Source organism: Pseudomonas sp. M47T1, assembly GCF_000263855.1.
GTDB lineage: Bacteria > Pseudomonadota > Gammaproteobacteria > Pseudomonadales > Pseudomonadaceae > Aquipseudomonas.
In genome coordinates, this window is the sequence record NZ_AJWX01000016.1 from 32,025 (window position 1) to 49,693 (window position 17,669).

Annotated in this window: 17 protein-coding genes; 9 read left to right on the forward strand and 8 right to left on the reverse strand. The window is 61.4% G+C overall.

Annotated features, from left to right (window positions below; translation table 11 throughout):
* Window positions 1–48: 48 nt before the first annotated feature.
* The gene (trxB, locus tag PMM47T1_RS17130; RefSeq protein ID WP_008371168.1) at window positions 49–1,011 is read left to right on the forward strand and encodes a thioredoxin-disulfide reductase; all 963 of its coding nucleotides are present in this window, start codon (window positions 49–51) and stop codon (window positions 1,009–1,011) included.
* 112 nt (window positions 1,012–1,123) lie between these two features.
* Here trxB and PMM47T1_RS17135 read toward each other — a convergent pair whose 3' ends face one another.
* Genes PMM47T1_RS17135 through folM form a run of 5 tightly spaced genes read right to left on the reverse strand, consistent with a single transcriptional unit; the run spans window position 1,124 to window position 3,436 of the window.
* A complete protein-coding gene (locus tag PMM47T1_RS17135; RefSeq protein WP_008371170.1) occupies window positions 1,124–1,465 on the reverse strand; it encodes a HopJ type III effector protein in 342 nt (113 codons plus the stop codon).
* Window positions 1,462–1,755, reverse strand: coding sequence for a DUF1244 domain-containing protein (locus tag PMM47T1_RS17140; RefSeq protein WP_008371173.1), 294 nt, complete (start codon window positions 1,753–1,755; stop codon window positions 1,462–1,464). Before PMM47T1_RS17140 ends, PMM47T1_RS17135 begins: the two co-directional genes overlap by 4 nt.
* A gap of 12 nt (window positions 1,756–1,767) precedes the next feature.
* On the reverse strand, window positions 1,768–2,139 hold the full coding sequence (gene folX, locus PMM47T1_RS17145; RefSeq protein WP_008371174.1) for a dihydroneopterin triphosphate 2'-epimerase: 372 nt from the start codon (window positions 2,137–2,139) through the stop codon (window positions 1,768–1,770).
* Window positions 2,140–2,141: 2 nt separating this feature from the next.
* Window positions 2,142–2,702, reverse strand: a complete 561-nt coding sequence (folE, locus tag PMM47T1_RS17150; protein WP_008371176.1) for a GTP cyclohydrolase I FolE — start codon at window positions 2,700–2,702, stop codon at window positions 2,142–2,144.
* 26 nt (window positions 2,703–2,728) lie between these two features.
* Window positions 2,729–3,436: a dihydromonapterin reductase gene (gene folM, locus PMM47T1_RS17155; protein WP_008371178.1), complete on the reverse strand. Its 708-nt coding sequence runs from the start codon at window positions 3,434–3,436 to the stop codon at window positions 2,729–2,731.
* 249 nt (window positions 3,437–3,685) lie between these two features.
* Between folM and PMM47T1_RS17160 the strand changes: the two genes are divergently transcribed.
* Entirely contained in the window at window positions 3,686–4,639 is a 954-nt protein-coding gene (locus PMM47T1_RS17160) for a MerR family transcriptional regulator (protein ID WP_008371180.1), read from the forward strand.
* A gap of 6 nt (window positions 4,640–4,645) precedes the next feature.
* Here the strand turns inward: PMM47T1_RS17160 and PMM47T1_RS17165 are convergent, their stop codons facing one another.
* Together PMM47T1_RS17165 and PMM47T1_RS17170 are read right to left on the reverse strand one after the other, a co-directional pair.
* Window positions 4,646–5,251 carry a hypothetical protein gene (locus PMM47T1_RS17165; RefSeq protein ID WP_008371183.1) on the reverse strand — a complete coding sequence of 202 codons (606 nt, stop codon included), beginning with the start codon at window positions 5,249–5,251 and terminating at the stop codon, window positions 4,646–4,648.
* A 60-nt stretch (window positions 5,252–5,311) separates the two neighbouring features.
* Window positions 5,312–5,770, reverse strand: coding sequence for a PAS domain S-box protein (locus tag PMM47T1_RS17170; RefSeq protein WP_008371185.1), 459 nt, complete (start codon window positions 5,768–5,770; stop codon window positions 5,312–5,314).
* Window positions 5,771–5,923: 153 nt separating this feature from the next.
* Between PMM47T1_RS17170 and PMM47T1_RS17175 the strand changes: the two genes are divergently transcribed.
* From PMM47T1_RS17175 to PMM47T1_RS17200, 5 genes are all read left to right on the forward strand, one after another.
* Complete coding sequence (locus PMM47T1_RS17175) at window positions 5,924–6,373, forward strand: flavodoxin (protein ID WP_008371187.1); 450 nt, start codon at window positions 5,924–5,926, stop codon at window positions 6,371–6,373.
* 245 nt (window positions 6,374–6,618) lie between these two features.
* Window positions 6,619–7,521: an alpha/beta fold hydrolase gene (locus tag PMM47T1_RS17180; protein WP_008371189.1), complete on the forward strand. Its 903-nt coding sequence runs from the start codon at window positions 6,619–6,621 to the stop codon at window positions 7,519–7,521.
* 125 nt (window positions 7,522–7,646) lie between these two features.
* On the forward strand, window positions 7,647–8,573 hold the full coding sequence (locus tag PMM47T1_RS17185; RefSeq protein WP_008371191.1) for an SDR family oxidoreductase: 927 nt from the start codon (window positions 7,647–7,649) through the stop codon (window positions 8,571–8,573).
* Window positions 8,574–8,898: 325 nt separating this feature from the next.
* Entirely contained in the window at window positions 8,899–10,575 is a 1,677-nt protein-coding gene (locus tag PMM47T1_RS17190) for a DUF1302 domain-containing protein (protein WP_008371193.1), read from the forward strand.
* Window positions 10,576–10,974: 399 nt separating this feature from the next.
* Window positions 10,975–14,172: a dermonecrotic toxin domain-containing protein gene (locus tag PMM47T1_RS17200; protein WP_157213042.1), complete on the forward strand. Its 3,198-nt coding sequence runs from the start codon at window positions 10,975–10,977 to the stop codon at window positions 14,170–14,172.
* On the opposite strand, the gene PMM47T1_RS17205 is transcribed toward PMM47T1_RS17200, so the two are convergent.
* Entirely contained in the window at window positions 14,160–14,933 is a 774-nt protein-coding gene (locus PMM47T1_RS17205; RefSeq protein ID WP_008371200.1) for an IclR family transcriptional regulator, read from the reverse strand. The two genes, PMM47T1_RS17200 and PMM47T1_RS17205, sit on opposite strands and share 13 nt — an antisense overlap.
* Window positions 14,934–15,077: 144 nt before the next feature.
* Here PMM47T1_RS17205 and hmgA point away from each other — a divergent pair, with 144 nt between their 5' ends.
* Window positions 15,078–16,388 carry a homogentisate 1,2-dioxygenase gene (hmgA, locus tag PMM47T1_RS17210; protein WP_008371202.1) on the forward strand — a complete coding sequence of 437 codons (1,311 nt, stop codon included), beginning with the start codon at window positions 15,078–15,080 and terminating at the stop codon, window positions 16,386–16,388.
* Complete coding sequence (gene fahA, locus PMM47T1_RS17215; RefSeq protein ID WP_008371205.1) at window positions 16,385–17,668, forward strand: fumarylacetoacetase; 1,284 nt, start codon at window positions 16,385–16,387, stop codon at window positions 17,666–17,668. The genes hmgA and fahA overlap by 4 nt, the downstream gene beginning before the upstream one ends.
* Window position 17,669 lies beyond the last annotated feature (1 nt).

A 17,669-nucleotide genomic window follows, 5' to 3' on the forward strand; every position in this document is an offset into this window, starting at 1 on the left:
GGTATTGCGAGCCTGACGCTACAATGTCGGGGTCCAAAGGAGTCAGCCATGTCTGAAGCACGTCATTCCCGAGTGATTATCCTCGGTTCCGGCCCTGCCGGTTATAGCGCTGCCGTCTATGCAGCCCGCGCCAACCTCAAGCCGCTGCTGATCACCGGCATGCAGGCGGGCGGTCAACTGACCACCACCACCGAAGTCGACAACTGGCCGGGCGACGTCCACGGCCTGACCGGCCCGGCGTTGATGGAGCGCATGCGCGAGCACGCCGAGCGGTTCGAGACTGAAATCGTCTTCGACCACATCAACTCGGTTGACCTGGCCGGCAAGCCTTTCTCGCTGACCGGCGACAGCGGCACCTACACCTGCGACGCGCTGATCATCGCTACAGGCGCCAGCGCTCGCTACCTGGGCCTGCCGTCGGAAGAAACCTTCATGGGCAAGGGCGTTTCCGCCTGCGCTACCTGCGACGGTTTCTTCTACCGCAACAAGCCGGTGGCCGTTGTCGGTGGTGGCAACACGGCGGTCGAAGAGGCGCTGTACCTGGCTAACATCGCCAGCAAGGTGACCCTGGTACACCGTCGCGAAACCTTCCGCGCCGAGAAGATCCTGATCGACAAGCTGCACGCCCGTGTGGCCGAAGGCAAGATCGAGCTCAAGCTCAACGCTACCCTGGACGAAGTGCTGGGTGACAACATGGGCGTGACCGGTGCGCGCCTGAAGAACAACGACGGCACCTTCGACGAGCTGAAAGTGGACGGCGTGTTCATCGCCATCGGCCACACGCCGAACACCGCGCTCTTCGAAGGCCAATTGGCATTGAAGGACGGCTACATGGTGGTTGCCGGTGGCCGTGAAGGCAACGCCACCGCCACCAGCGTGGAAGGCGTGTTCGCCGCCGGCGACGTGGCCGACCACGTGTATCGTCAGGCCATCACCTCGGCCGGTGCCGGCTGCATGGCCGCGCTGGACGTGGAACGCTACCTGGACGGCCTGCAGAACGCGTCGTTCTGATGGCTGCGCTCTCAGGACGCTGAAGTCCTGTGGGAGCGGGCAACAGGCCTCTGAGGTAGTGATTCAGGCACAAAAAACCGGCCATCGCGGCCGGTTTTTTTGTGGGCGGGATTCAGCCCTTGTGCGTCAGCGGCTGCACGGCAAACTTCACCCCGCCCAGGCCATGGGCGATCAGGTTGCGAATGTTGCCGTGGTCGCTGCCTTCCGGCGTGGCCACCACCGAACGGTAGTGCTCGCCGAACGCCAGCAAGGCTTCCTGGTCGCTCAGGCCTTCCAGCACGGCCAGGCCCAGGGTCTTGCACGAGCCTTCGTTCTGGCCCGCGGCGTTTTCCAGTTCGCCGTTGGTGAAGGCCTGTGGCTGGTAGTCATAGTGCGCGGCCACGAACGCCAGGGTGTCGGCAAAAACGTGTTCGCCACTGGCGAGCCGAGTGCGCAGGGTGTTCAGGTCAGTCATTGTGTTTTTCCTTTGGCGAACGCCGCTTGTTGGTCGGCGCTGGCTTCTTTCTGATAAAGATCTTTCCACTGGTTGTACGGCATGCCGTACACCACTTCGCGGGCGTCATCGAGGCTGACGTCGATCTGACGCTCATCGGCTTCGGCCTTGTACCATTTGGACAGGCAGTTGCGGCAGAAGCCGGCAAGGTTCATCAGGTCGATGTTCTGCACGTCGGTGCGTTTGCCCAGGTGCTGCACCAGGCGGCGGAAGGCCGCGGCTTCAAGTTCCAGGCGTTGTTGATCGTTCATGGCAGGTTCCGTTCAGCGCCGCGCGGCCAGGGTGATGGACACCGACTCGGCAAAGCGCAGGGCATGGGGTTTATCGACTTCGACTTCGGCGTACAGCACGGCCTCGTTGGCCATCACCAGGTCGAGCAGTTCCTGGGTCAGGCGCTCCAGCAAGGCGAATCGGTTGCCTTCCACGTGCTGGATCACCGCCTTGGTGATGGTGCGGTAGTTCAGCGCGTGATCAATGTCGTTGTCACGCACCGCCTCTTGGGCGGCGTACAGAATGGTGAGGTTGATCAGCACATCCTGCTTGTTGAGGATCTCGTCCTCGTTGATTCCGATAAAGGTGCGCAAGCACAGGTCCTTGACCCGGATGCGCGCCATTCCTGGCTCCAGTTGTGGCATTGCTACTTGCTCCGTCCAATCAATTGCAGGAATTCCTGGCGGGTGGTGCTCGAGTCCCGGAAGGCGCCGAGCATCACCGAGGTGTTCATCACCGAGTTCTGTTTCTCTACCCCGCGCATCATCATGCACATGTGCTTGGCCTCGATCACCACCGCCACGCCAGCCGCCCCGGTCACGTCGCGCACCGCCTCGGCAATCTGGCGGGTGAGGTTTTCCTGGATCTGCAGGCGACGGGCGAACATGTCGACGATGCGTGCGATCTTCGACAGCCCCAGCACCTTGCCGGTGGGAATATAGGCCACGTGAGCCTTGCCGATGAAGGGCAGCAGGTGATGTTCGCACAAGGAGTACAGCTCGATGTCCTGGACAATGACCATCTCGTCATTGTCGGAGGCGAACAGCGCACCATTGACGATCTGTTCCAGCGTCTGCTCGTAGCCATGACACAGGTACTGCATGGCCTTGGCAGCGCGCTTGGGGGTGTCCAGCAGGCCTTCGCGCTCGGGGTCTTCACCCAGTGCCTTGAGAATTTCGCGATAGTGCTGCGGCAGGCTTGAGTTCATGAAGGCTACATCCTCGCGCGGTGCGCTTATTTTACGTGCCGGCCGCCGTTGACGGTCAAGGTAGTACCGGTGACATAGGGGTTGTCGAGCAGGTAGCGCAGGCTCTGGTACACCACCTGCGGGCCTGGCTCGATGCCCATGGCCGATTTGGCCAGGGCCTTGGCGCGGTACGCCGCGTCGTCGTCTTCATTGAACATCAGCAGCGCCGGGGCGATGCTGTTGACCTTGATGCGCGGCGCATATTTGGCCGCGAACGACAGGGTCAGGCTGTCCAGGCCGGCCTTGCTGGCGCAATAGGCAATGTGCTTGCTGCTGCCCTTGCGGGTCACGTCATCGCTGATGTGAACGATGTCAGCCACCTCGCAGGCCAGCAGCAGTTCGGCACAATGCAGGTTGATCAAGTACGGCGCAAGCATGTGCACGCTGACCATCTGCGCGAACGCCTGGGCTTCGTGGCCGGGTGTTTCGGCCTGCCATGCCGATGCATTATGAATGATGGCGCGCAGGGTGCCGGTGTGTTTTTTCAGGGTGTCGATGAACGCGAGAATGCCCGCTTCGCTGTCAAAGTCGCCGAACAGCGTGATTGCCCCGCGCTCGCGCAGCCGGATCAGGCCCTTGCGCTCGGTGCGGTAGCTGACAATCACCGGTTGGCCTTCGTCCAGCAGGCGTTCGGCACAATACAAACCGACGCGCTGGCTGGCGCCGGTAATCAGGATAGGGGCGGGGCGGGGCATGCAGAAGCTCGCGGCAGGGGGCTACCTTGAACTTATACCAGTGGGGCGGCAATGTACAACCGTCCCCGCGCTGCCGCGAAATATCAAACTGTGGGGGCGGGCTGCGTCACGGCGACGTGGCATATTATTCCCGGTTGCGAAAAATACGCAGCGCTGTTTTGCTGGCGTCAGGTTTCTGCGCCGTTGGGTACTGGGTGCCAAGCGCGGTACAATGCCCAGACATTCCCCAGGCCCTTGGCGCACCGACTGATGTCAGACACCCTTTCAGCCTCTTCGGCAGCCAGCGACGCCTTGCGCCAGGAGCTATTTCCTATTCGCGAAGTGGCTCGTCTGACCGGCATCAACCCGGTGACACTGCGTGCCTGGGAGCGTCGTTATGGGCTGATTCAGCCTACGCGCACCGAAAGTGGGCACCGTCTCTATTCCCAGGCTGACATCGACGAGGTGCGCAGTATCCTGGGCTGGATCGAACGGGGCGTGGCGGTCAGCAAGGTTGGCAAGATCCTGGCGCGCAGCAATTCGCTGAAGGTAACGGCCGAACCGGTGCAGCGGCCGACGGCCAGCAGCGAATGGGCCGAATGGCAGGAACAGGTACGCCGCGCCGTGCACGCCTTCGACGAGCGTCGGCTGGAGCAGGTGTATGGCCAGGTGTTTTCCAGTTACCCCATGGTGGTGGTGTTCCAGCACGTACTGATGCCGGTATGGCAGGAATTGTTGCTGCGCCAGGACGCTTTCGGACAGACCAGCGAATGGCTGCTGCTGGACAGCGTCCTGCGCGCCCGCACCCTCCAGCGTCAACAGTTGCTGACTCACCAGCATCAGCAAAGCACCGTGCTGCTGGCGGCCGTTCCCGGCCAATGCCACGAGCTGGAGTTGCTGGTGGCCGCACTGCTGATGGCCAGCAGTGACATTGCCGTGCAGGTATTGGGGCTGGGGCAGCCGCTGGAAGAGTTGAGCCTGGTCTGTGAAAAGCGCGCGCCTCAGGCAATGGTGCTGTTCTCCAACCATCCGCCCGGGGCTGACACGGCCAAGCGCCTGCGCAAGCTGGGGTTGACCCTGGACTGCCCGCTGATGATCGCGGGTGACGCCAGTGACCTGCTACAAGATGCGCTGGTAGGTACGGAACTGGTGTGCCTGGGCAGTGACGGGCGACTGATGCAGCGTCGCCTGCAGCAATACCTGGCGGGGCACCTGGATACCTGAACTAACTCAAGCGTGCAGTTGCGGGTGCTCGCGGCGGTGCTGGGCCAGGATGTATTGGCGCAGGCGCTCGGTTTCCTGGGCGTTGTCCTGGCTCAGGCGATAGGCATAGTGGCCCTGCTCGGTCTTGCGCTCCAGCGTGCCGCGCAAGGGTAGCGGCTCGTGGCCTTCCGGGTTGAACCACAGGGAGAATCGCCGCGGCGGCTTGTGGCCATTCAGCACTTCGAGCAGCACACCCTTGAAGGATATTTCCCTGGCCAGGTAGTGAGTCAGGCGCCCTCGGTTATCTTCCAGCATCACGGGTGTGTTCAGTACCAGGCGCCATGGGCGAACCATTGGGCCATCCTCGTAGATGCTGGGCGCGCCCAGCTTGAGGTGCACGGCGTGGAATTCGTCTTCCACCAGTTGCAAGGGAAAACTCATCTGCTGGTTTTCGAACTGGGCCTGGATAGTTACCTGCTCGTTGGCCACCAGGCGCGTCAGCAAGTCACGGATCTGCGTGCCGCCATTAACCAGCAGGCTCGCCGTGGTATCCCGCACGTTGAGCTGCGGGTTGTGCTGCATCGTGCGAATGAAATCCAGCTCATCCTGGGTAAGGAGGGCATCAACTGGCATGATCGAGCTCGGGGCAAGTGAGACGGTAGTCAATCAGTAGACAACAAAGAACGTGCTTTGTTAGTGCCGCTGGTCGTTTTGCAGGGCGACGATCTGCGCCCGGGCTTCGTCCAGCTGACGTTGCAGTTGCTCCACCTGTTGCTGGGCCTCCACTTGCTCCGTCACATCCTTCTGAATGCCAATGAAATAGGTCAGCTTGTCGCTTTCATTGTACACCGGGGTAATCGACAGCTCGTTCCAGAATGCCGTGCCGTCCTTGCGGAAGTTGCGCAGGCGTTGCCGGCAGGGCTGGCCCTGGTCGATGGCCTGGCGGATCAACTGCAGAACGCTTTCATCACGATCGCCGTTTTGCAGAAAGCGGCAGTCCTGATACAGGATTTCATTGGCGGTATAGCCCGTCAAACGTTCAAAAGCAGGATTGACGTAGATCAGAATGTTGTCGTTGCCCTCTTGTTCGGCCACGACAATTCCATCATTGGAGGCGTCCATCATCCGTTGCAATAGCTTGGCGTTGATCATTTCGGGTATTCCACGACAGTCCATGCCCCATTCTAGAGGATCGACGGCACGGGCACATCCCCGTGGCTGGCGTAAGGCCATTTGTTCATCTCCGGCGCGGCATTCGCCAGCCTGTTACTATCGTTTTTTTGACGTTGCCCAGGACCCTTTGCAATGAAAGTCGCCATCCTGTCCGGCTCTGTGTACGGCACCGCTGAAGAAGTGGCCCGTCACGCAAGCAAACTGCTCGAAGACGCCGGTTTCGAGACCTTCTACAACCCTCGTGCGAGCCTTGATGAACTGTTGGCCAGTGCCCCCCAGGCGCTGCTGGCCGTCACCTCCACCACCGGCATGGGCGAGTTGCCCGACAACCTGCAGCCCCTGTATTCGATGCTGCGCGACCAATTGCCAGCAGCCTTGCGTGGCCTGCCTGGCGCGGTGATCGGGCTGGGCGATGCCAGCTACGGCGATACCTTCTGTGGCGGCGGCGAACAACTGCGCGAGCTGTTCATGGAGTTGGGCGTCAGGGAGGTTCAGGACATGCTGCGCCTGGACGCCAGTGAGTCGGTAACCCCCGAGGCAGACGCCGAGCCGTGGTTGGCCGAGCTCATCAAAAAGCTGTAAGCCGGTTTATTGTGGGATCCATTATGTGATTGATTTTACAAGTGACTCGCAAGGCCAATAAGCTGGCTGCCAACGCAATTACCCCCGGGCTGGGGGCTGGTTAGACTCCTGTCACCAGGAGAGCACGTGACAGTGCCGAGGTAATGACCGTGACCACAGCTCATGTTCCATCGACATCGGTTGTACGTGACCGGGCTCATCGCAGCGCCCAGCCGCAGCCTTTGCTGCCGGAAGGGCGGCCCATCATGACGCTGGGGGAAATTCCCTTGAGTGCCTGGCGCACTTGCGGCCAGAGTTTCGACTTCCAGGGCCATGACATTCGTTATTGGGTGGCAGGCCAAGGCGAGCCATTGCTGTTACTGCACGGTTTTCCTACCGCCAGTTGGGATTGGCACTACCTGTGGCAACCACTGGCCCAGCGCTACCGCTTGATTGCCTGCGACATGCTCGGCTTTGGCGATTCCAGCAAGCCGGTGGATCATGCCTACAGCCTGATTGAACAGGCCGACCTTCAGCAGGCATTGCTAGCGCACCTGGGCATCCGGCAGCCGGTGCACGTACTGGCTCATGACTACGGCGACAGTGTTGCCCAGGAGTTGTTGGCCCGGCACCCGTCAGGCCTGGCAAACATAGCCAGTTGCGTGTTCCTCAACGGCGGGCTTTTTCCGGAGGCCCATCACGCGGTACTGATCCAGAAACTGTTGATCAGCCCGTTGGGCTGGCTGGTGAGCCGCACGTTTAGCCGCGAAACCCTGGTCAACAGCGTCACGCAGATCTACGGGCCACACACCCGCCCCAGCGAAAGCGCGCTGGACGATTGGTGGAGCCTGATTTGCGCCAACCGGGGCACGCGCGTGTTGCATCGCCTGTGCGGTTACCTGATAGAGCGGCGTCAGCAACGTGATCGCTGGGTCACTGCCATGCAGCATGCGAAGGTGCCGATGCGTTTCATCAATGGTGGCCTGGACCCAGTGTGCGGCAAGCACATGGTCACCCGCTACCGTCAACTTATTCACCGCGCCGACACAGTGGTATTGCCGGAAATAGGCCATTACCCGCATACCGAAGCACCGGTGCAGGTGCTCAAGCATTACCTGGCCTTCCGGGACCAGTTGCAGGCCCAGGCGCGTCAGCGTCTCTACTACTGAGCAGCACGCGAAGGATTATCCCCGTGCCTTATCGGGGCGTATTCAGACGGGGCTGACTTTATTGTGACTGGTACTCGCGTACACGACACTGCCGACATGACCATTGTGCTGCCAGGAGTTGTGACATGAGCCAAGCCATCCGTTTCGAAGATAAAGTGGTGATAGTGACCGGCGCTGGCGGCGGGCTGGGGCGCGCCCACGCGTTGCTGTTCGCTCGGCACGGCGCACGGGTGGTAGTCAATGACCTGGGCGGCTCTGCCCATGGCGAAGGTGCCAATGCGTCGGCCGCGGACCGGGTGGTGTCGCAGATTCGCGAAGAGGGCGGTACCGCCGTTGCCAGCCACGAGTCGGTCACGGACGGCGACAAGATCGTGCAGCAGGCCCTGGACAGCTTTGGTCGTGTGGATGTACTGGTCAACAACGCCGGCATCCTGCGCGACAAGTCCTTCCACAAGATGGAGGACAGCGACTGGGAGCAGGTGTATCAAGTTCACGTGCAAGGTGCCTACAAGTTGACTCATGCCGCGTGGCCGCACTTGCGCGAACAGAACTTCGGCCGGGTGATTTTCACTTCGTCCACGTCAGGCATCTATGGCAACTTTGGCCAATCCAACTACGCCATGGCCAAGATGGGGCTGTATGGCCTGACCCGTACCCTGGCGCTGGAAGGCCGCAAACACAACATCCTGGTCAACGCTATCGCACCCACCGGCGGCACGCGCATGACCGAAGGGCTGATTCCTGCGCAGGTATTCGACTTGCTCAAGCCTGAACTGGTCAGCCCGTTGGTGGTGTATCTGGGCAGCGAGCAGTGCAGCGATACCGGCGGCCTTTACGAAGTGGGCGGCGGTTGGGTAGGCAAGGTTCGCTGGGAGCGCAGCCTGGGCGTGGGCTTTGACCCGCACCGTGGCATGGCCGTCGAAGACATTGCCGAACAATGGTCGAATATTGGCAATTTCGACGATGCGGTGCACCCGGCGGACAACGTCGAAGCGTTGCGGGAAATGATGGCAAACTTGCAGAAGTATCAGAACGACAGTGCCAACACATAATTCAGTTGGCGCGTAGGCCGCCGTGGTCGCTGCCTGCTGGCGGCTGCGGCGGAAAATCGCAGGCATAAAAAAGGCCGCTGTAACACAGCGGCCAAATAAGACGTTAGATCAAGGAGCTTCAAATCAACGTCGGTGAACAGGGTGTCACCAAGCCAGGCAGGCCGGGGATCAGAATCGAAAAATACACAATGAAGATTAATTCATCATTAACCCTTGGGGTTCGGGTTAGTTCCCTTGGTGACTGAATAAATAGTAAGCGTTAGTTGTAGATTGAAAAATAGCAGTTTGCGACAATGACTATTACCGTCACTGTAATAGTCCCGCCATGTCGCCAAATCGATCGCCGTTCAAAGCACTTGCCCTCGCTGTCAGTGTCGCCGCCGCTGTGTCCGGCAAGGCGCAAGCACTGCCCTTCAACGTCGGGGACGTGGAGGGCGATTTTGATACTCGCCTCAGCTTCACCACTGACTGGGGGCTGCGCGATGCCGACCATTCCCTGGTGGGTGCCAGCAATGGCGGTAGCGGCCACTCCAGCCTGGGTGACGATGGACGGCTGAACTTCGACCGTGGCCAGGCGTTCTCCAAACGCCTGCAAGGCGAGCATGCGCTGACCCTGAAGTACGGCGACAGCGGCGTGTATGTGCGTGGCCGATATTGGTACGACTTTGCCCAGATGGACGGCGCTCAGCACTTCAAGTCTATCAGCGACCAAGGCCGCGAAGAGGGTGCCCGCGCCGCCGGTGGGCAGTGGCTGGATGCCTATGTCTATCACCACTACAGCATTGGCGACCAGCCGGGCACCTTGCGGGTCGGGCGTCAGGTGGTCAACTGGGGTGAGAGCGTATTCATTGGCAACTCGATCAACAGCATCAACCCGGTGGACCTTTCCACCCTGCATCAGCCCGGCGAGAAAGTGGCCGACAGCTTGCTGCCGACCAATCTGCTGTATGTGTCGCAAAGCCTCACCGATACCCTGACCCTGGATGCCTTCTACCAGTTGCAGTGGGACGCGTCGCAGGCCGAAAACTGCGGTACGTACTTCGCCGATGATATAACTGCCCGTGGCTGTAGCCGCGGCTTTACGGTCGCGTCCTCGCTGCCGGCCCAGCAAGGCCAAGGCTATGAAGTGACCCGCGAGGGCGTGGTGGTTCCCCGTGGCCACGACGATCGTGCCCGTGACGGTGGGCAATGGGGCACTGCGCTGCACTGGCTGGTGGATGATGTGGACTACGGCGTCTACTTCATGAATTACCACAGTCGCCAGGCGTTCATTCAAACCCGAAACGGTGGGGGCATTCCCTCGGCGCTGGGCACCCTCAGCAGCAGCCAGGCTCAGGATGCCGCCCTGCTCACCGGCAGTTATAACCTTGAATACCCCCAGGACATCCAGCTGTACGGCGCCAGTTTTTCCACGGTAATGGCAGCCGGCGCCACCTGGCGCGGTGAGTTGAGCTACCGCCCTGACGCGCCGGTGCAACGCAACCTCGCCGACCTCACCCAGGCGCTCTACGGCGCCGCTGGGCAGGTCAACCAGGGCTATGAGCGCAAGGCGATCACGCAATTGCAGAGCAGCCTGAGCCAGGACTTCGACGAAGTGCTGGGCGCCGAGCGCCTTTCGCTGGTGGCCGAGGCCGGCTGGGTACACGTGGACGATGTGTCCAGCAGCGACCGGCTGGGCCGCGACGCGGTGTTTGGCACGGCGGGCAGCCACGGTTTCGTCACCAGCAATGCCTGGGGGTACCGTGCCCAGGCGCAGTTGGACTATGCCAATGTATTCCAGGGCGTAAACCTCAAGCCAAGCGTGGCCTGGTCACACGATGTGAGCGGCTACGGTCCCAACGGCCTGTTCAATGAAGGGGCCAAGGCCGTGACCCTTGGCTTGGCAGCGGACGTGCAACAGACGTACACCGCACAGTTGGCTTATACGCAGTTTTTTGGTGGCCACTACAACGTGCTGGAAGACCGAGATTTTCTGTCGATGACCGTAGGCGTGAATTTTTAAGGTCTTCACGCAAATACCCTTGGCAGGCGCCCCGGTGCGCCGCCCCAGCAAAAAGGAAGCAAAAAGGGCTCGCCTCCGGGGCCCCCTCGCTACGGCGCTTAACGCGACCAACGTCAAAAGCAAGATCAAAATCCGCGTCACACGCTAAACGCAACAGCAACGGAAAATCGCAGGGTATTCCCGTAACTCCGTTAAGAAGCATAAAAAAGGGGTAGTTGCTCTGCCCAATGAACCGCTTCCACTGCGCAATGACGAAGTGGTTGTAGGCGTTTTCATTTTTAGTGGGGAAAGTATTTAATTATCGCGGTCTCGCCTGTTTTAACTTGTTTTATAGCGCAATGGATGGTGTTTTTCGACGCGTCGAAAAACACCTGTTTTTGTGCAGCAAGGAGAAACAGGATGAAGGATATATCAACATTGTCCAGCGATTCGGGCCTGGATGTGATCCAGAACTTTGCATCGATACATGCGCTGTTGATGAGCATTCCCGAGGTCCCGGCCCTACGCCAGGACTCGGTACTTGCGTACCGTGATGTATTGAATGACTTCTGGCGCGCTGACTGCCCTTATATAGGATCCGACTGTAGCGGCAGTGCTCGCGAGGTCTTGATTCAGCTGTTGCGAAATAGCGCGCTGGCTGAAGTTGGCTGGATGATGCAAGCGCGAAAAGTGACTTGGGAGCAGGCTGGCAGTCTGCAAGGCATGTTTCTTGATGCCGCGCAGGGTCGTTTATCTGGCGTAACAACGGTGATCGCGAACGAAGTTGTTCGTCTGCCACTCCACGTGCTGCAAAGTCCCATGGAGGCGGCGGGTAGCCCAGCACATGCGGTGTGGTTGATACCGCGCGACGGCGTTATCCAGGCGTTCAGCAGTGAGCCTGCGTTGTTGCAGCATATCTCCAGACGCTTCCATGACGCCGAAAAGCGCGAGGCGCTGTTGGCAATGATGTCCCAGGCTGATCAAGCACGGGTGAATGAGTCCATTCAACGGGGTGAAAGCCTCCTGTTTTCCCTCACGCCGTGCCAGGGCAACCTGGTTGACAAGCTGGTTGATGACTTGCTGGTCGAGCAAAAAAACAGTTTCCACGGCCTGCAGGATACGCTTGTCCAGCAGGGTGACAGCTTGCAACCCTTCGTTGAGCGCATCCGTGACTTGCGTGGTTTCCCCGCAGCACAGGCGCGAAAAATGGAACAGTTGCTCCATGACATTCGCCGCCAACGCACCCCCGACTGGCTGAAGTTCGGCGACGAGCAAGACCGCGCCCAGTTGGCGATTCGGGGCGAACTGCACCAGGCCTGCCTGCGAACAGTTGACGAGCTTGTGGGCTCTTTGCGCAACCATGAGGCATTCGCGTTCGCCCATGTGCGCAAGCACCTTGCCCGGCACGGAATTGACCTCGACCCGGCCAGCGTGATCGTGACCGTGCTGCACAGTGTTGCGGTGGAGGGACGGGTCGTGGAACACCCTCGGCAACTGACATTGGCGCAGTTGGCACTCAACGACAGTGGGGGGCAGCACGATAGCGACATGAAAATCATGGTGGGCGAGGCCAATCAGGCCGCTGGGCTAACGGCGGATATTGTGCTCGGGATGGTCCGGGACAAGGACCTGCGGGTGAGCTACCCCCAGTTGTTGAAGGAGCGCTATGGCGACGACGAGGTGATCGATGCCTTGGCGAGTTTGCAGGTTGCGCGACTTGCCAATAGCCTGCTGGCGGCGAAAATGCAGGGAGTGATCGACTCGTCCCTGTTCAACCTGCTTGATGAAGTACGCCAGCCCGATGCCAGCCCGCAACAACACTCGATTGGCGCCTACTTCGTCAACCTGGACGGTGATCGCTACAGGCTCGCAGACCTGCTGGTACTGAGCTACAGGAAAGAGGGCCGCGATACGTTCCTGCTGTATGCACCCAACGCTCCGCAGGGGCAGGACTGGATCAAATGCCACAGCGAAATCCAGGTGATTGAAACCGTCGCCAGTTGGTCGGGCAAGCAGCAGGGCAGGGCCTACCTGCTGGGTCAGGCACCGTACACTACCCGCGCATCGTTGTTGGCGTTCCTTGAGCGCACTGCAAGCACGCCATCCGCCGCCGATTTGCTCAAGGCCGTCCAACTCAACCGGCTGGTGATGAATACGTGGCAGGATCTGGCGTTGTTAATGGCTTTCCGGCAAACCGTACGGATTATTGACGAGTCCCATGCGCTTTCGCCTGAGTGGTATCTGGGCGCCAGCGGGGCGTCACGCCAGCAACTGGCGCGGTTGGACAATGAGATCGCCGCCCTCACCTATGCCTACAACCAGGTGACCCAGGTCCCGAGCTTTGTCGACTATGCGCGCGAAACCCTCCAGCGAGGTTTCGACCGCGACCCCAAGCGCAAGCATAACCCCCGACGCTGGGATGTCGACCAATTCGAAATGCAGGTAAACGGGCAATGGCGCAACCTGGTCTGGGTGGCCATGAACGGCGTGGAGCGGGGCACTGACGTCGGTGGCCTCAGCGTGGGGGCGAGCATCGACACCACGCAGTGGGATCGCGGAATCGTCGCGGATCTGATGGCCCGCTTCCTCGATACCCATGACGTGCCAGAAGACTACGCGCGGTTGCTGAGCAAAAAGTTCCTCGACGCGTCCGCCGAACATAAAGCGTCGCGCGCCCAGCTTCACTTGCGCATCCTGCAACGGGAGTTGGACCGGGCTCGCTTGCAGTTGAGCCTGGACCCCGAGGCATGCAAGGGCATCAATCCGGCATCGATGGTCATGAAAATGGATGTCCCCATCGACCTCGGCCAAGTGAGGGGCGGGGCAATGCCCAGTGGAACGTCCCAGTCCGGCATCTACCATTTCCAGGTCAAGGGCGAAAAGGTCCAGGGTGTTTATCTGTTCCGTGACGCAGTGAAACGCACGTATATCGACGTCCTGTATACGCCCCACGCGCCGGATGGGGTCTGGTTCAGGCCCGTCGAAGAGATCGGCAGCGCCATCGAACACGGCGGCCTGGGGCCGTATTTGCGAGATCGACTGCCCTACAGACACTTGCCGCGGTTTGAGCGGTTTCTCGACAAGCTGCGCGATAATGGCTATCGCGGCGACTTCACCCAATCGCGCGTCGGGCCCCACCAGTTGGTCGACAGCTTCCGAGGCGAGCACGATGCAATCGTGTTGGGCATCCTGCGCGATGTGGATGCCAGCACCGTCAGCAAGGCCGAGCGATTTTCGGCGATGTTGGTGGAGCGTACCTTCCAGGTGCTGGGTGTGCTGGCGCTGCCGTTTCCTCCGGCGCGCATGGCGTTGGGCACGGTCAAGGTGCTGATTCATCTGTATCGGGCGGCCGAAGCCTACCGCTATGCCGACAGGGCGCAGGCGGCCTGGCATCTGCTGGATGCGGCGCTGGGGGTAGGTTCTCTGGCGGGGGTGTCCGGCAAGCCGCAGCAGCAGTTCCTTGAAACACTGTTCAAAGGACCACCGCCGGAACTGGCGGAGAAAATGATCACTCAGTTCTCCGACCGCCTGGCTGATGAGCTGGACGGCTATTTGCGATCAGTGACCATTGCGCAAAAAAATGATGCCCCCAGCCATGCCTGGATTCAGGCGTCGTAACCCATGCGCCAACTCACAGCCCGGCTGGCGGCCAGCAAGCGCTGCGCAGCCGGGCCGTGCTCGTCGGCATGAAACATGGACGTAGGGCCCACCACGGTCAGCACCGCCACGATGCGCCCGAGGGCATCGAACACGGGAGCCGACAGCGCGTCGACGCCCGGCAACAGTAAGCCATGAACATGATGCAGGCCATTTTCGCGAATCGTCGCGAAGGTGGCCTGGGTTTTTGTTTCAGCTCCAGGCTGCATTTCATCGGCCATCAGGTCGGCGGTTTCACGCGCGGGCAGATAGGCGCCGAACACCAGCCCGGTGGATGAACTGAGCAGTGGCAGTACCGAGCCCACCTGAGTCACTACCGTGACCGCGCGCACTGCGGCTTCCACCTGCACCACGGTGGCGCCACGGTTACCCCACACGGCCAGGAAGCAGGTCTCATTGAGCTCGTCACGCAGGTCCGACAACGGCATGGCGGCCAGCTTCAACACGTCCATGCTGCCCAGCGCCGCCAGGCCTACCCGCAGCGCTTCACGCCCCAGGCCGTAGTGGTTGGTGGCCGGGTTCTGCTCGGCAAAGCCGCTGGCAATCAATGCCTGCAGGTAGCGGTGAACCTTGCTCGCCGGCATCTGCACATGCTCGGCCAGCCGGGACAGCGACGTAGACGGCGTGAGTTCGGCCAGCGCCTTGAGAATGTCAGTACCCACCTCGGCCGAGCGGACTTTCTGTTTGCTGTTGCCGTCGGCGGGTAAGGTGGGGGCGGGCATGTGGGGGCGGTCTCCGGTGTCAGTGGGCGTCTTTATAGCTTGACGGCCCTGGCGGATCAAATTACGTTATCCGTAATTGGATTACGATAAAAATAATAGCAGCCCCGATCGTGCTGTCGCCCGGCTGCCCAACCCGGAGGTTTCATGGACCTGGACCCTGGCACCGCTGCGCCGCGCTACCAGAGCGGCTTCGGCAATGAATTCAGCAGCGAGGCCCTGCCTGGCGCCCTGCCCCCAGGCTGCAACTCGCCACAGAAAGCCCCCTATGGTTTGTACGCCGAACAGTTTTCCGGCACAGCCTTCACCGTGCCGCGCAGCGAGGCGCGGCGTACCTGGATGTACCGTATCCGGCCATCGGCGCTGCACCCGCGTTTCGAACCGCTGGTGCGACAGTTGGCAGGCGGCCCGCTGCATGAGGCCACGCCCAACCGACTGCGCTGGGACCCGCTGCCGTTTCCCGCGGCGCCCACCGACTTCATTGACGGCTGGGTGGCCATGGCGGCCAACCGCGAAGCGCACACGCCCAGTGGTGTCAGCCTTTACCATTATGCGGCCAATCAGGACATGCGGCGGGTGTTCTACAACGCCGACGGCGAGTTGCTGCTGGTGCCCGAGCAGGGCCAGTTGCGGTTGCTGACCGAACTGGGCGTGCTGGAGATCGGGCCGTTGGAAATCGCCGTGATTCCACGGGGCATGAAGTTCTGTGTGCAGTTGCCTGACGGCCAGGCCCGTGGCTATCTGGCGGAAAACCATGGCGCGGCGTTGCGGTTGCCCGACCTGGGGCCGATCGGCAGCAATGGTTTGGCCAACCCGCGGGACTTTCTGGCGCCAGTGGCGCACTACCACGATGCCAGGGGCGCCGTGCCCCTGGTGCAGAAATTCCATGGCCAGCTGTGGGGTTGTGAACTTGATCATTCACCGCTGGACGTGGTGGCGTGGCACGGCAACAACGTGCCGTACAAGTACGACCTGCGCCTGTTCAACACGTTGGGCACGGTCAGTTTCGATCACCCCGACCCGTCTATTTTCACCGTGCTGACCTCGCCTACCAGCATGCCGGGCCTGGCCAACATGGATTTCGTGATCTTCCCACCACGCTGGATGGTGGCGGAAAACACGTTCCGCCCCCCCTGGTTCCACCGCAACCTGATGAACGAATACATGGGCCTGATCCAGGGTGCCTACGACGCCAAGGCGCAAGGCTTTGTGCCTGGCGGGGCGTCGCTGCACAGTTGCATGAGTGCCCACGGCCCGGACGCCGAGACCTGCGCGCGGGCAGTGGCTGCTTCGCTTGTGCCCGCGCGCATCGACCACACCATGGCCTTCATGTTCGAGACCAGCCAGGTATTGCGGCCCAGCCGTCACGCGCTCGACTGTGCGCAACTGCAACCCGCCTATGACGACTGCTGGGCCTCGCTGCCCAGCACCTTCGACCCGAACCGGAGAGACGCATGAATCAGCAGCACAGCTGGGTTGCCAGCGCCAATGGCCACCCCGACTTTCCCTTGCAGAACCTGCCCCTGGGCATTTTCATTCCGTCGGCAGGCCGCGCGCGTGCCGGCGTCGCGATCGGCGATTCGATCCTCGACCTGCACGCTTTGCTGGCCACCGGCCTGTTGCAGGGCGACGCCGCCAGTGCCGTCCAGGCGTGTGAGGGCGGTCACCTCAATGGTTTTTTCGCCTTGGGCAGGCCGGCGCGCATCGCCTTGCGGGAACGGCTGACGGCGCTGTTGGCCGAGGGCAGCGAGGCGCGCCCCGTAGTGCAGGGTTGCCTGCATGTGGCCAGTGCCTGTGAGATGGCACTGCCGGCACGGGTGGGTGACTACACCGACTTCTACGTGGGCATCGAGCATGCGAAAAATGTGGGCAAGCTGTTTCGGCCCGACAACCCGCTGCTGCCCAATTATAAATATGTGCCCATCGGTTATCACGGCAGGGCCTCGACGTTGCGGCCCTCCGGTACCCAGGTGCGGCGCCCCAAGGGGCAAACCTTGCCGGCCGGTCAGCAGGAACCGAGCTTTGGCCCCTGCGCCCGGCTGGATTTCGAGTTGGAGCTGGGTATCTGGATCGGCCGCGGCAACGCCATGGGCGAGGGTATTCCCATCGACCAGGCTGACGAACACGTGGCCGGTTATTGCCTGCTCAATGACTGGTCGGCGCGCGACGTGCAGGCCTGGGAATACCAGCCGCTGGGGCCGTTTCTGTCCAAGAGTTTCATCACTAGCCTGTCGCCCTGGGTCGTCACCGCCGAGGCCCTGGCGCCGTTTCGCTGCGCCCAGGCGCCGCGCCCGGAGGGCGACCCACGGCCGCTGCCATACCTGTGGCATGGGCCCGACCAGGCCGGTGGTGCGCTGGATATCGAGCTGGAGGTATTGCTGCAGACCGCGTCCATGCGCGAGCTAGGACTGGCGCCCCAGCGCGTCACCTTGAGCAATTCACGCAGCATGTACTGGACCGTGGCGCAGTTGGTTGCCCACCACAGCGTCAATGGCTGCCAGTTGCAGCCGGGTGACCTGTTCGGCTCCGGCACCTTGTCGGGCGCCCAGCCGGGCCAGTTCGGCAGCCTGCTGGAGATGACCGAAGGTGGCAAAAACCCGCTGACCCTGGCCTCGGGCGAGGTTCGGCGTTTCCTGGAGGATGGCGACGAGGTCATTCTGCGTGCGCGTTGCGCGGCGCCGGGCCAGGTGCCCATCGGTTTTGGTGAATGCCGCGGCCGGGTGGTCGCGGCGCTGTAAG